The sequence below is a fragment of the Microbacterium sp. MMO-10 genome, assembly GCF_037148715.1.
GTDB lineage: Bacteria > Actinomycetota > Actinomycetes > Actinomycetales > Microbacteriaceae > Microbacterium.
Window position 1 is genome coordinate 153,904 of record NZ_JBBCSV010000004.1, and the last position, 14,567, is coordinate 168,470.

The 14,567-nt window shown below is 72.2% G+C and carries 10 protein-coding genes; 6 read left to right on the forward strand and 4 right to left on the reverse strand.

Going from position 1 to position 14,567, the window contains the following annotated elements; translation table 11 throughout:
• Positions 1–241 precede the first annotated feature (241 nt).
• The 3 genes from WFJ17_RS13435 to WFJ17_RS13445 form a co-directional block, all read right to left on the reverse strand.
• Positions 242–1,027, reverse strand: a complete 786-nt coding sequence (locus tag WFJ17_RS13435) for an IniB N-terminal domain-containing protein (RefSeq protein ID WP_336648689.1) — start codon at positions 1,025–1,027, stop codon at positions 242–244.
• 147 nt (positions 1,028–1,174) lie between these two features.
• Complete coding sequence (locus tag WFJ17_RS13440) at positions 1,175–3,682, reverse strand: LuxR C-terminal-related transcriptional regulator (RefSeq protein WP_336648690.1); 2,508 nt, start codon at positions 3,680–3,682, stop codon at positions 1,175–1,177.
• Positions 3,683–3,703: 21 nt separating this feature from the next.
• Positions 3,704–5,524: an Hsp70 family protein gene (locus WFJ17_RS13445; RefSeq protein WP_336648691.1), complete on the reverse strand. Its 1,821-nt coding sequence runs from the start codon at positions 5,522–5,524 to the stop codon at positions 3,704–3,706.
• Positions 5,525–5,654: 130 nt separating this feature from the next.
• Here WFJ17_RS13445 and rarD point away from each other — a divergent pair, with 130 nt between their 5' ends.
• A complete protein-coding gene (gene rarD, locus WFJ17_RS13450; protein ID WP_336648692.1) occupies positions 5,655–6,611 on the forward strand; it encodes an EamA family transporter RarD in 957 nt (318 codons plus the stop codon).
• A 101-nt stretch (positions 6,612–6,712) separates the two neighbouring features.
• A complete protein-coding gene (guaB, locus tag WFJ17_RS13455) occupies positions 6,713–8,215 on the forward strand; it encodes an IMP dehydrogenase (protein WP_336648693.1) in 1,503 nt (500 codons plus the stop codon).
• 157 nt (positions 8,216–8,372) lie between these two features.
• On the opposite strand, the gene WFJ17_RS13460 is transcribed toward guaB, so the two are convergent.
• Positions 8,373–9,857, reverse strand: coding sequence for a DHA2 family efflux MFS transporter permease subunit (locus tag WFJ17_RS13460; protein ID WP_251445847.1), 1,485 nt, complete (start codon positions 9,855–9,857; stop codon positions 8,373–8,375).
• 98 nt (positions 9,858–9,955) lie between these two features.
• Here WFJ17_RS13460 and WFJ17_RS13465 point away from each other — a divergent pair, with 98 nt between their 5' ends.
• The 4 genes from WFJ17_RS13465 to WFJ17_RS13480 all read left to right on the forward strand — a co-directional run bounded on the left by WFJ17_RS13465 (position 9,956) and on the right by WFJ17_RS13480 (position 14,562).
• Entirely contained in the window at positions 9,956–10,600 is a 645-nt protein-coding gene (locus tag WFJ17_RS13465) for a TetR/AcrR family transcriptional regulator (protein WP_336648694.1), read from the forward strand.
• A gap of 116 nt (positions 10,601–10,716) precedes the next feature.
• Positions 10,717–12,405 (forward strand): ABC-F family ATP-binding cassette domain-containing protein, encoded by a 1,689-nt coding sequence (locus tag WFJ17_RS13470; RefSeq protein WP_336648695.1) that lies wholly within the window; start codon positions 10,717–10,719, stop codon positions 12,403–12,405.
• A 179-nt stretch (positions 12,406–12,584) separates the two neighbouring features.
• Entirely contained in the window at positions 12,585–13,706 is a 1,122-nt protein-coding gene (locus WFJ17_RS13475; RefSeq protein ID WP_251445856.1) for a GuaB3 family IMP dehydrogenase-related protein, read from the forward strand.
• 91 nt (positions 13,707–13,797) lie between these two features.
• On the forward strand, positions 13,798–14,562 hold the full coding sequence (locus WFJ17_RS13480) for an SURF1 family cytochrome oxidase biogenesis protein (protein ID WP_336648933.1): 765 nt from the start codon (positions 13,798–13,800) through the stop codon (positions 14,560–14,562).
• Positions 14,563–14,567: the final 5 nt, after the last annotated feature.

The window sequence follows — 14,567 nt, forward strand, 5'->3', positions numbered from 1 at the left end:
CCACAGCAGCTGGGCCGTCCGCACCGAGAACGGCGGAGTCGCCTTGATCAGGACAGGGGCGCCGTTCGGACTGCGCATGGACGGGCGCCGCGGCGCTTCTCTCGTCCCGTATCGCGGCGCGGGGGCCTCCGCGGCCGGTACGGCCGGGACCGCGGCGGCGTCGATGCGCGCGACATCCCGATCGTCCGAGGGAGCCTGCTCTCCCCTCGGACGATCGCCGCGCCGCGGCGCGGAGTCGATGTCAGTCATCCTCGAGCGGCGCATCGACCGCTCCGTCGTCGATCGCCGCCGCGCTGGCCGTGTCCGCCTCGTAGGTGTCGCTCGCCGTGGACGTCATGTCGCCCTCCAGCATGTCGGCGGGTTCCGGCACCGCGGCGTCGGCGGGAGCGTCGTGCGCGGCGTCGGCCGCGGTGCCCGCCGCGTCTCCGACCTGGGCCGGGAGGTCGTACACGGTCTCGTAGATGACCGTCGGCTCGGGGGCTTCCTCGGGTGCCGGCTCGGCGCCGGTCGTGTTGTAGCTGTCGGTGTTGGTCGTGTTGCCGGCGGTGATGTCGCCGGTGGTGATGTCGACCTGGGAATCGACGACCGTGGCGTCGTGGCCGGCCGCGACCGCGTCATCACCCGAGGCGACCACGGCCCCCTGGTCGAACGTCTGCGTCACGTCCCCGCCGTTGGTCCAGATGTTCTGGTTCACGGACTGGTCGACGATCGTCGAACGGGCGTCGACGGTGGTGAAGTGCTGCACCATCCTCACGATCTCCTGCACCGGATCGTGGTGCTCGGGAGCCGGCGGCCGATAGGAAGGCTGAGGGGCCGGTGCGGGGCTCGGCACGTAGACCACCGAAGGGTGATCCACGATGACGGGTTTCACCGCGGCGACATCGGCCTGGCACACGTTCCCCAGGCCGTGGTTCGCCAGCGTCGCCTGGGGCTCGGCGGTGAACTCCTTCGCCGCGACGGGATCCCTGAGCAGGCTCAGGATGAATGAGAACAGCGCGTCCGCAACAGTCTCGACCGGCGTAGCCATCAGCTTCCCCCTTCGTCGTCGACCGCGACGCCGGCATCCTGCCGGACCACGCTGTCGCCATCGACGTTTGCTTCTCGGAGCGTAGACCTCGTGCCGCGGCGCGGGCATCGGGGGATACCCCGATATCCCGGACGCGGCCTACGGGGGTCACTCATCGGAGCCCCTCGCAGCCAGAGCGCCGTCCTCGCTGAGCAGCTCCCGCAGCTTCGCCAGGACGTCCGCCCGGGAGGTCGCGCCGAGCCGGCGGCGGATGTGCGCGATGTGATGCTCGGCGGTGCGCGGAGAGATGAAGATCGCCTCGCCGATCTGCGCGTAGGTGCGTCCCTGCAGCACGAGGCGTGCGATCTCCAGCTCGCGCTCGCTGAGCAGCTCCGCGGCCTGTGGGCGCTCCGTGCCGGTCGCGCTGTCGTCGGCGGCGACGAGGCTGCGTGTTCCGTCGGCGGGATGGATCTCCCGCGCACAGGCCAGCAGCCGCGCGGCGACCTTGCGGTCGGTGGCGCGTCCCGCACCATGTCCCGCGAGCCGCGCGGCATCCCACATCATGCCGATCGAGGAGAGGCCGATCGCCGCCTCCTCGACAGCTTCCGGATCCACCGAACCGGCGAGGACCGACGTCCAGACGCGCCCGGCCTTGGCCATCGTCGCCGCGACCTCGCTGTGCGCGGACTGGACGACCAGCGCCTTCGCATGCGGTGCGACCAGGTCGGGACGCCCGAGCAGGATCCCCTGCTGGATCCCGGCCCAGTGCAGGTGCGCGGTCCACAGGGGTGGGCTTCCCCAGCGCGCGGTGAGGGCGAGGGCTGCGTCGAAGGCCGCGGCGGTGTGATCGGCATCGCCGAGGCGCGCCGCCGCGCCGATCAGCTCGGTCAGCGGATGAAGGAGGAACGCATCGACGTCGACGCGCAGCAGCGCGCCCCGAGCCTCGCGCCAGGCCGACTCGAGCGCGGCCGTGTCCTCGTACCGGCGCACCAGGGCGACCCGCACCGCGTGCGCCAGCAGTGCGCTCCGCGGGGTGAACGCAGGAGCAGCGGCCTCGGCGCGGCGCAGGGAATCGCGGGCCTCGCCCGGTCGGGCGCGCTGCACCTGCACCCAGGCGAGCCAGAGCAGCAGCCGGTGCCGCGCCCAGGGGCCGCTGTGACCGGTGGCGATCGCGTCGGTCAGCACCGCCTCGGCGGTGGCGAGCGCGCCCAGGCCGAGGGCGACGTTGGCCGCGACGACGGCGGGCGGCTCGCAGATCGCCCCGGCGTGCCCGGAGCGGGTGTAGAGCTCCGCGGATCGCACCAGGTCGGTGAGCGCTGCCTCCGAGGCGTCGGGGCTCACGGAGCTGATCAGTCCGCGCCGCAGGAGCTGCGTCGACACGCCCAGGGCGGTCGGCGGGCACGGGCGGTCGTCCGCCTGGATGAGGGACTCGGCGTCGCCGGTGCCGAATGCCGTGAGCAGGGCGGAGGGGGTGAGCGGGTCGCGATCCGGCATGAGCCGGTGCACCGCCTCGCCCTGGGCGAGCATGCCCCGTTCCGCCCATACTCCTGCGGACAGGTCGGCGAGCACGGGCGAGTCGGTCTCGGGCGCATGAGCGCCGTCGTGCTCGATGACGGCGGCCGCTCCTTCCACGTCGCCCTGCAGCCAGAGCACCTCCGCGCGGCGGGCCGCGAGGACCGCAGGATCGGCGCCGTACGCGACCGCGCCCTCGTAGAGGCGCGCGGCCTGCACCGGATCCGTCGTTCCCCGGCGATCCGCGTGCCGTACGAGAATCGCCGCGAGCCGCGCATCGTCGTGCTCGCAGAGGCCGCCGGCCCGCGCGACCGTCTGGGCGATGTCGGCCGAGCGGGCGCTCAGCGCGATCAGTCGCTGCATCGGAACGGCGGCGCGCACGGCGCGGCGCACGATCGGTGCCGGCTGGCCGTTGCGCAGCAGCAGGCCTTCGGCGTGACCGCGCAGCACCCAGTCCGTCGTCGGCGTCTCCGGCTCCGACAGATCCGAGGCGCCGAGGCACGCCTCCTCGATGCGCGCTCTGAGCGCCGGATCGAGGCGTTCCAGACGACGGACGATGCTCGCCTGGAGCGACCGCACGAGCTCGCCGTGGTCGTCGTCGCCGTCGCAGTCGCGCACGTCGTGCTGGGCGAGCGCGGCCCAGGTCAGCCAGGAGACCCCGGCGGTGAGATCGAGGATGCCGGTCACGCACCCGTCCGGCACGGTCATTCCGCGCGCGGCGATCGCATCGAGCATCTCCGCGCGCGACACGTGCCCGAGCACGATCGCGGGAAGATGCTGTTCGAGGGCGTCCGCCACGGCGCGCGCCCCCGACGACTCCGACAGCGGGCGGGTGGTCACGATGAGCGCGGCGGCCGGATCGCGGGTGCGTCGGTGCAGACCGGCGATGCGCTCGTCCGACAGCAGGTGCAGATCGTCGACCAGGAGCACCTCGGAGGCCGGGAAGTCACCCGGATCCGGTTCGCGTCCGTGGACGAGGCTCGCGCGCCGGCCATCGCTCTCGAGCGCATCCCGCAGGGTGCGCAGCGCGGTGGACTTGCCGGCGCCCGCCCCGCCGATCAGGAGGACGCGGGGCACCCCGGAACGGAGCGCGTCGAGGGCTCCGCTGAGCATCCGCGGAACGGGCGCGGTCGGCGAAGCATCGGCGCGGATCTCGATCGTCATCGTCGGAACGGTTCTGGCGGTTCAGGGGGCCGTGGCCGGCGGGTCGCTCGTCATGAGCGGCGCGGGGTCGGCGGTCGGTGATGGCGACGGTTCCGGGTCGGGAACGGGATCCGAGGTCGGCGCCGGGGGATCGGGGGGCGTCGGCTCGCCCGACGGCGCGGGATCCTCGGTGGGAGTCGGCGTGGGCGTCGGGGTCGGGGTGGGCGGGGGCGGCTGGTCCTCCGGCACGGAGGTCGTTCCCCCGGAGGGGGCGGGCGCCGTCCCTCCGGACGGCGGTGCGGAATCGGTTCCTGCCGGGGGAGCCGCGTTCGTCCCGGTCGGGGGAGGGCTGCTCCTGCCCGGGCTCGACGGAGGGTCCGACCGCGTCCGCGGCGCCCCCTCATCGACGGGGAGCACCGGCCCGAGTTGCGTGACGGGCTGCAGCGCCGGCCCTGCCGCGGGACCGTCGACGGCCGTGACTCCGGGTGTCCAGGCGAGCGGAAAGTCCAGTCCCTTCCCCGCAGCGGGCGCCTTGCCGGAGAGGGTCTCCCCGACGGCCTCGTCCTGCCGGCCGTCCGGAAGCATCGTGGCGAATGCGGCACCCGCGACCAGCAGGGTGCCCACGGAGAGCATGACCGCGCCGGAGATCACGGGCCGCAGCCGCACCGGTCGGGTGCGGCGGGGGCGCGGCGCTGGAGCCGCGACGGCCTTCTCCTCCTCGACGTCCGGTTCCCGGATCGTCGAGGGGTGGGCCTCGTGGGCGGACCACGCGGCGCGGGCGGCCCCGAAGACCGCGGCGACATGCGGGTCGGATCCGCACAGCGGGAGGTCGAACCGGGCCGACAGATGCTCGACGACCGCGGGGATCCGAGAGGATCCGCCGGCGAGCACGATCGCGTCCACCCGATCGGCATCGACGTCCGCGACCTCGAGGGCGCGGTCCAGCGCATCCGCCGTCCGGGCGAGATCGGCGCCGATCATCGACTCGAACTCATAGCGGGTCAGACGGACGCACGAGCGACGCTCATCGAACTCGAGCTCGATCGTGGTCTCCGGCCCGAAGGACAGCGCCTCTTTCGCCCGGGACGCCGCGTGCCGCGCCGCGGCCAGGGCCGCGGCGGGCGCGACCGCATCGGGTCCCGGAGGGGCATCGGGCGCCTCGTCCGGCGCGGGCCGCCGCTCCGCCATCGTCAAGGCGTGCTGGAGCACCCGGTGGTCGAACGTCCGGCCGCCGACGTCGTCGAGCAGGACCGGCGCGGCGGTGAGACGGTAGTCGCCGTCGCCGTGCGCCCGCAGCACGGCACCGCAGAAGCCGCTTCCGCCGAAGTCGTACACCGCCACGGTGCCGCGGGCGGGCACGCCGCCCGCGGCGTACTGCTGTCGGGCGGCGGCGGCCGCCGCGGGCAGCAGCAGGACGCCCTCGACGCCCATCTCCTGAAGCCGGGTGCGCACGGTCTCGATGCGGTGTCCCCGCCACGAGCTCGGGTGCGCGACGGCGACCCGTGCGGGTGGTGCGCCCTGCGCGGCCGTGACCGTCGCCACGGCCCAGCCCATCAGCCGCGCATACAGTTCGTCGGCGTGCACCGCGAAGTCCCCGGCGATCAGCGGGGTGCTGTCGCCGACGTCCCGGACGAAGTCCTGCAGCAGCCGCTCGGGATGCTCCGCCCCGTGCTCCTCGGCCGCCTCGCCGAACAGCACGTCGCCCTCGTCGGTGACGTAGGCGGCGGCGGGGACGTCCGTGCGGTCCGTGCCCAACGGGAACGCGGTGACGACGACACCCTCTGCCGGCGATGGCGTGGCCACCGCCGCGATCAGGCGACTCGATCCGCCGTCGAGCCCCAGTGCGTAACCGTCCGTGAACATCTGTCAGATCCCCGAATGCCACTCCCCAGGTGGCCCACCGCTCCCCCGAACGGCTGATTGGCACTCACTATAGAACCTCGCCGCACCCGGGGAAAGGCCTCGCGGGAAACAGGGCGGATAGGGTTGTCCGGTGACCTCCCCTCGCAGCGCCCAGCCTGCCGGCGTCGCCTTCGCGATCGGCGCGTATCTGCTGTGGGGCGTGCTTCCGCTGTACTTCCTCCTGCTCGCGCCCACGGGTCCCTGGGAGCTGGTCGCGTGGCGGGTCGCGCTCTCCTTCGTGTTCTGTCTCATCCTGCTGGCGATCACCCGCGGCTGGAAGCCGCTGAGGGCGATCATCCGGCAGCCGAGGCTCCTCGCGCTCACGGCGCTCGCCGGCGTGCTGATCTACATCAACTGGCAGGTGTTCGTCCTCGCGACGCTGAATGGGGAGATCGTCGAGACGAGTCTCGGCTACTTCATCAACCCGATCGGCACCATGCTGCTCGGCGTCTTCGTGCTGAAGGAGAGGCTGCGCCGGCTGCAGTGGGTGGCCATCGGGATCGCGACCGTCGCCGTGCTCGTGATCGTCTTCGCGCACGGGACGTTCCCGTGGATCGCCCTGTCGCTCACCGCGTCCTTCGGGATCTACGGCCTCGTCAAGAAGAAGATCGGGCCGTCGGTCGACGCGCTCAGCGGCCTCACCCTCGAGTCGTTCTGGCTGCTGCCCGTCGCCGTCGTGCAGCTGATCGTGGTGGGGCTCACCACCGGGATCACGATGGGGCAGAACGGTGCCCTGCATGCGGGCCTGCTCGCGTTCGCCGGCATCGCGACCGCCGTGCCGCTGCTGCTCTTCGCCGCCGGGACGCGCCGCATCGGGCTGACCGTGATCGGCATGATCCAGTTCATCACCCCGATCATGCAGTTCCTCGTCGGCGTGCTCGTGATGCACGAGCCGATGCCGGTCGAGCGGTGGATCGGCTTCGCGATCGTGTGGGTGGCGATCGCGGTGTTCCTCGTCGATCTCGGCCTCTCCGCCCGCCGGCTGAGGTCCGGTCGGGTCGCGGCGGGCGAGCCGAATCCCGGCACCGACTCGATCCCCGTGCCCTGATCGCCGAGCGCGGCTCGGCCGGCGCCGTTCCTGGGAATACCGCCCCTCCCGCGGCGCTTAGAATCGATACACGCGCGCGAGAAAGAGGAGCCCCGCAACCCATGGAGCAGCACGACCCGTTCGGTTTTGTCGGATTGACCTACGATGACGTCCTGCTCCTTCCGGGGCACACCGACGTGATCCCGAGCGAGGCGGACACCTCGTCGCGCGTGACGCGCCGCATCTCCGTCGCCACGCCCCTGCTCTCCAGTGCGATGGACACGGTGACCGAGGCGCGGATGGCGATCGCCATGGCGCGCGAGGGCGGGCTGGGCATCCTGCATCGCAACCTGTCCATCGCCGACCAGGCCGCGCAGGTGGACCGCGTCAAGCGCAGCGAGTCGGGCATGATCACGGATCCGATCACGACGACCCCCGATGCGACGATCGCCGAGGTCGACGCGATGTGCGCCAAGTACCGCATCTCCGGGCTGCCCGTGGTCGACCCGGACGGGCGCCTGGTGGGCATCGTCACCAACCGCGACATGCGCTTCGTGTCCGGATCCGCCAAGCAGACCACGCTCGCGCGCGACGTGATGACGAGCGAGAACCTCGTCACCGCTCCGGTCGGCGTTCCCGCCGAGCAGGTCATCGCGCTCTTCGCCAAGCACCGTGTCGAGAAGCTCCCGCTCATCGACGAGGACGGCAAGCTCGCGGGCCTCATCACCATCAAGGACTTCGACAAGAGCGAGAAGTACCCTCTCGCCACCAAGGACGACCAGGGCCGGCTCCGCGTCGGCGCCGCAATCGGCTTCTTCGGCGACGCCTGGGAGCGCGCCGAGGCGCTGCGCGACAAGGGCGTCGACGTGCTCGTCGTCGACACCGCGAACGGCCAGTCGCAGGGCGTGATCGACCTCGTCAAGCGGCTCAAGGCGGACCCCTCGTTCGACCACATCGACATCATCGGCGGCAACGTCGCCACCCGCGAGGGGGCGCAGGCGCTCGTGGACGCGGGCGTCGACGCCGTCAAGGTCGGCGTGGGCCCGGGCTCGATCTGCACCACGCGCATCGTCGCCGGTGTCGGCGTGCCCCAGGTCACCGCGGTCTACGAGGCCTCGCTGGCCGCACGCCCGGCCGGCATCCCGGTCATCGCCGACGGCGGTCTGCAGTACTCCGGCGACATCGCGAAGGCGCTCGTCGCCGGCGCCGACGCCGTCATGCTCGGATCCCTGCTCGCGGGCACCGAGGAGTCCCCGGGCGAGATCGTCTTCCAGGGCGGCAAGCAGTTCAAGCTGTACCGCGGCATGGGCTCGCTCGGCGCGATGCAGACCCGCGGCAAGCAGACGTCCTACTCCAAGGACCGCTACTTCCAGGCCGACGTGCCCAGCGACGACAAGCTGATCCCCGAGGGCATCGAGGGACAGGTTCCGTATCGCGGCCCGCTCTCGGCCGTCGCCTACCAGCTCGTCGGCGGGCTGCGCCAGTCGATGTTCTACGTCGGCGCGCGCACCATCGAGGAGCTGAAGACCCGCGGCAAGTTCGTCCGCATCACCGCGGCCGGGCTCAAGGAGTCCCACCCGCACGACGTCCAGATCGTGGTCGAGGCCCCCAACTACAAGCGCTGAGCCGCCTCGAGCCCTCGCCGGGGGCGTTGAGCGCGCCCCTCCCCGGGATCGTTGAGCGAGCACCGGCGGCGCCGGCGCGAGACGAAACGCGGTGCCCTCGTGAGGGCACCGCGTTTCTTCGTTCCCGCCTCCGGGGCCGATGCGCGGCGCCTCGGCCTCAGGCCGCGACCGGCTCCGGAGCGGCGGAGGCCGTCTCGGCCACGGCGTCGTCCGCGCCGTGCGCGCCCCGGCCGGCCGGCAGCCACAGCGCGATCACGGTGGCGACCAGCAGCACTGCGGCCCCGGTGAACACGGCGGGCCGGGCGGCGTCGACGTAGTGATCGGGCAGCAGCTGACCGCCGGCCCCTACGAAGATCGCCGTCATCACCGCGGTGCCCAGCGCGACGCCGAGCTCGCGCACCGTGGAGTTCACGCCCGAGGCCTTGGCGTGGTCGACCAGACCCAGCGTGGCGAGCAGCGCCGTGGCGGACGGGGCGAAGACGAGGCCCATGCCGACGCCCGCGAGGATGAACGGCGCGACCAGGGCGGCGTATGCCACGTCCGCCGAGAGCAGCGCGGCGAGCCAGCCCAGCGCCACCCCCTGCAGCAGCAACCCGGACACGAGCAGGGCCCTGGTCCCGACGCGGGGCGCGATGATCCCGGCGATCGGGGCGACGACCATGGGTGCGAGCGTCCACGGCGTCGTCTGCACCGCGGCCTCGAGCGGCGTCGCCCCCTGCACGACCTGCAGGAACTGGATCAGGATGAACACGGATCCGAAGGTGCCGAAGCTGAAGGCGAAGCCGACGACATTGGTGAGGGAGAAGGACCGGTCGCGGAACAGGCGCAGCGGCACCAGGGGTGCGGGCGACCGCAGCTGCCAGACGATGAAGCCGATCACGAGTGCGGCGCCGAGGGCGAGCTCGGCGATCACGCCGATCGTGTCCCACCCGTCGTCGTTGCCGCGCACGATCGCGTGGACGAGGGCGAGCACGCCGCCCGCGGCGAGCACCGCACCGGGCACGTCGATGCGCGCCCGGGCGCCGAAGTCGTTCTTCAGCACGAGCAGGGCGAGCGGGATGGCGATCACGGCCACCGGCACGTTGATCCAGAAGATCGCCTGCCAGTTCCAGCCCTCCATGATCGCGCCGCCGATGAGCGGGCCGACGGCGACGCCCAGGCCGGAGACTCCGCCCCAGATGCCGATGGCGAGCGCCCGGCGCGCTGCCGGCACGGCGCCGGTGAGCAGAGCCAGGGAGAGCGGCATGACCGCGGCGGCGCCGAGCCCCTGCACCGCGCGGGCGGCGATGAGCTGGCCGGGGTCTGTGCTGAGCGCCGCGAACAGCGATCCGGCGCCGAACAGCGCGATGCCGAGGGCGAACACCGTGCGGCGCCCGAATCGATCGCCGAGGGCGGAGGCCACGAGGATCGCGCCGGCGAACGCGAGCGTGTAGGCGTTCACGAACCACTGCAGCTGTTCGATACTCGCGCCCATCTCGCGGTGCAGCACGGGCAGGGCGTTGGTCATCACGAGGTTGTCGAGGGTCGCCATGAACATCGGGAGGGAGGCGGCGGCGATCACGAGCGCCACGGGGCGGGATCGACGCGGCGCGACGGAGGAGCGCACGCGGCGGGCGGCGGCGAGCGGAGAGGACTCGGTCATGGAAGAACTCCAGTTGTAATTGGATGATTACCAGCGCTGGAGACAATGTAGTAATCAGATGATTACAAAGTCAAGTCATTCGCTGATAACCTTTCGACATGACTTCCGCAGCGACCTCCGCACCCGGCGCCACCGAGGATCCGGGTCGGCGCCTGTCCTCGGAGGAGCGGCGTGCGCAGATCATCCTCGCCGCCCTCACGGTCTTCGGATCCCGCGGGTACGAGGGCGCGACCACCGATCAGGTCGCCCGTGCCGCCGGGGTCAGCCAGCCGTACGTGGTGCGCCTGTTCGGCACGAAGGAGAACCTCTTCCTCGCCACCATCGAGTTCGCCCTCTCGCAGTCGCTCTCGGCGCTGCGCACGGCGCTCGCGGCCTCGGACGAGGGCGGCGAGAACCCGATGGGCAAGAGGGTCGGCGAGGCCTACGTCGATCTCATCGAGATCCCGGGCCTGCATCAGACGCTCGCGCACGCGTTCCTCCTCGGCGGGCATCCCGCGATCGGCCCGGCGGCGCGGCGCGCCTACCTGGCGATGTGGCGTTTCGTCCGCGACGAGATGGGGCTTCCCCCGGACTCCGCACGCGAGTTCGTCGCCCAGGGGATGCTCATCAGCACGATGATCGGCGTGCGGATCGTCGACGACTACGGATCCGACCCCGAGGTCGCCGAGCTCTTCCAGGCCTGCTTCCCGAACAAGCTGGGGCACGTGCTCGACGTCCTGCCGCGGGGTGAGCGCGGGCTGTAGCCCGCCACCGTCGGATCCTGGCGGGCGGGACGGATCCGGCTTGCGTCGCCCGGCCGTCCTGATAGCCTGGTCGGCTCGCCATCGCGCACCCGCGTGCGGGCGGAAGGACCACCACCGTGGGATACATCGACGTCACCGGCGTCTCGCTCACCCTGCCCGACGGCCGCCCTCTGCTGGACGAGGCCACGTTCCGCGTGGGCGCAGGATCCACGAGCGCCCTGATCGGGCCGAACGGCGCCGGCAAGTCCACGATCCTGAGGATCGTCCGAGGGGATCTCGCCCCGGAGGCCGGGGCCGTGGTCATCGACGGCTCCCTCGGGGTCATGGACCAGTTCGTCGGGCACGGCCGCGACGGGCAGACCGTGCACGACCTGCTCGTCTCCGTCGCGCCCGCGCGGATCAGGGCAGCGGCCGAGGCGCTGGAGACCGCGGAGAACGCGCTCATCGAGGACGACGTCGAGAGCACCCAGATGCGCTACGCGACCGCGCTCGCCGAGTACGCCGATGCCGGCGGGTACGAGCACGAGACGGTCTGGGACCAGTGCACGGTCGCGGCGCTCGGCGTGCCGTTCGACCGCGCGCGGTTCCGCGACCTGGCCACCCTGTCCGGCGGGGAGCAGAAGCGGCTCGCGCTGGAGGCGCTGCTGCGCGGACCCGATGACGTGCTGCTGCTCGACGAGCCCGACAACTACCTCGACGTGCCGGGCAAGCGCTGGCTCGAAGAGCGGCTGCGCGAGACGCCGAAGACCGTGCTGCTGGTCTCGCACGATCGCGAGCTGCTGGCCCGGGCCGCCGACCGCATCGTCACGCTCGAACCGGGCGGCGCCGGCGCGACCGCCTGGGTGCACGGCGGCGGCTTCTCGACCTATCACCAGGCGCGGCGGGATCGGATGGACCGGCTCGACGAGCTGCGCCGGCGCTGGGACGAGCAGCACGAGAAGCTGCGGATCCTCGTCGCCACCCTCAAGGTCAAGGCCGCGGCGAACGACGGCTTCGCGTCGCGCTATCAGGCCGCGCAGACGCGCCTGCGCAAGTTCGAGGAGGCAGGGCCGCCCGAGGAGCGCCCGCCCGCCCAGGAGTTCGACATGCGGCTGCGGGGAGCGCGCACCGGCAAGCGCGCCGTCGTGTGCACGGGGCTCGAGCTGACCGGCCTGATGCGGCCGTTCGACGCCGAGATCTGGTTCGGCGATCGCGTCGCCGTGCTGGGCTCGAACGGATCCGGGAAGTCGCACTTCCTGCGGCTGCTGGCGCGGGGCGGCAGCGACCCCGATCCGACGCTCGGTCATCTCACGAGCGCGGGCGAGCGGCTCGACGCGGTCGCGCACACGGGAACGGCGGTGCTCGGTGCGCGCGTCGTGCCGGGGCTGTTCGCGCAGACCCACGCGCATCCGGAGTTCGCCGGGCGCACGCTGCTGGAGGTCCTGCATCGCGGCGACGACCGCAGAGCCGGGATGCCCCGCGACGCCGCCAGCTCGGCGCTGGACCGCTACGGGCTCGTGCGCCAGGCGCAGCAGGAGTTCGGGCAGCTCTCCGGCGGGCAGCAGGCGCGTTTCCAGGTGCTGCTGCTCGAGCTGTCCGGGGCGACGCTGCTGCTGCTCGACGAGCCGACGGACAACCTCGACCTCGAATCGGCGGAGGCGCTGGAGGAGGCGATCGCCCGCTTCGAGGGCACCGTGGTGGCCGTGACGCACGACCGCTGGCTGGCCCGCTCCTTCGACCGCTTCCTCGTGTTCGGCGAGGACGGCGCCGTCTACGAGTCGGACGCCCCGGTGTGGGACGAGCGGCGGGTCGCCCGCGCCCGCTGAGCGCCGGCGTCGCGGGCTCGCGTCCGGACTCTGTGACGGATGCAGGACGTCGTGACGAATGCAGGACGGTTCCGCCGATCCGGTCCTGCATTCGTCACTTGATCCTGCATCCGTCGCGCCGGGGCCGGGCCGGGGCCGCGGGCCCGTTGTCCGGGGGCAACCCCGGGTAGTCTGGGTTCGTGACCCAGGAGATCGAGCTCGGCCGAGGCAAGCGCGCGCGTCGCGCATACACGTTCGACGACATCGCGGTGGTGCCCTCGCGGCGCACCCGCAATCCGGAGGACGTCTCCACCGCGTGGACGATCGATGCGTTCCCGTTCGAGATCCCCGTGCTCGGCGCACCGATGGACTCCGTGATCAGCCCCCGCACCGCGATCATGCTGGGCCGCCTGGGCGGGCTGGGCGTGCTCGACCTCGAGGGACTGTGGACCCGGTACGAGGATCCGGAGCCGCTGCTCGCCGAGATCGCGGGCCTCGATGAGGCGACCGCGACCTCCCGGATGCAGGAGCTGTACGCCGAGCCGATCAAGCCCGAGCTGATCAAGGCGCGCCTGGCCGAGATCCGCGAGGCCGGTGTCACCGTCGCCGGATCCCTCACGCCGCAGCGCACCCAGGAGCTCTACCAGACCGTGGTCGAGGCCGGTGTCGACCTCTTCGTCATCCGCGGCACGACGGTCTCCGCCGAGCACGTCTCGAGCGTCGCGGAGCCGCTGAACCTGAAGAAGTTCATCTACGACCTCGACGTGCCGGTGATCGTCGGCGGCGCCGCCACCTACACCGCCGCCCTGCACCTCATGCGCACGGGAGCGGCGGGCGTGCTCGTCGGCTTCGGCGGGGGAGCGGCCTCCACGACCCGCGCCACGCTGGGCATCCACGCCCCGATGGCGACCGCCGTCTCCGACGTCGCCGCAGCGCGCCGCGACTACCTCGACGAGTCGGGCGGCCGCTACGTGCACGTGATCGCCGACGGCGGCGTGGGCACCTCCGGCGACATCGTGAAGGCTCTCGCCATGGGCGCCGACGCCGTGATGCTGGGGGTCGCGCTCGCGCGCGCCACCGATGCGCCCGGTCAGGGCTTCCACTGGGGCCCCGAGGCGCACCACCCGAAGCTTCCGCGCGGGCGCCGCGTCGCGGTCGACGGCGTCGCGACCCTGGAGGAGATCCTGTACGGTCCGGCTCCCGTGGCCGACGGCACCGCGAACCTCATCGGAGCACTGCGCAAGTCGATGGCGACCACCGGGTACTCCGACCTCAAGGAGTTCCAGCGCGTCGAGGTCGTGCTCTCCCCGTACGAGTCCTGATCGCCCTCTGTCGTTGAACCTTCCCGTGTCCTCACCGCTTCCGGACGCCGCCGCATCGGCTCCCGAGTTCCCGCCGACCCTGCGCGAGGTGATGCTGCGCGGCCGATGGATCGGGATGCTGCTGCTGTGCCTGGTCGTCGCCGGCGTGTTCGCCTGGCTCGGCCAGTGGCAGCTCGGTCGCGCGATCGACACCAGCCCGCCGGCTCCGGGTGCGACCGAGAAGGTGCTGCCGATCGATCAGGTCGTCAAGCCGGGGGCCTATCTCGATGCGCCGCTCGTGGGCCAGCGCGCCGAGACCAGCGGATCCTGGGTCCCGGGCGACTTCTTGGTCGTCTCCTCGCGGTTCAACGACGGAGTCGAGGGGTACTGGGTCACGGGGCAGCTGCGCATCGCCGGCACCGCGAAGCCCACCTCGCTCGCCGTCGCGATCGGCTGGACCGCGGACGAGGAGAAGGCGAAGGCGGCCGCGCAGCGACTCGAGGAGACGGCGGACGGATCCGTGGTCACCGTGAGCGGACGGCTGATCTCGGATGAGGGGCCCGTCGCACCGCCCCAGGACCAGCCCACGCGCATGGACCGGATGTCGCCGGCGGCGCTGCTCGGGTTCTGGCACGACACCGCCGAGCTGAACGTCTACCGGCCGTTCCTGACCTCGACCGCGCCCCTGGGCGGCCTCGAGGCCATCTCCTCGCCGGCGCCGGAGGAGCACTCCTCGATCAACTGGCTGAACATCTTCTACGCCGTGGAATGGGCGATCTTCGCGGGCTTCGCCTTCTACCTCTGGTACCGCCTGGCGAAGGATGCCTGGGAGCGCGAGCTCGAGGAGTTCGAGGAGCGCCGCACCGCCGCGTCCTGACCCCT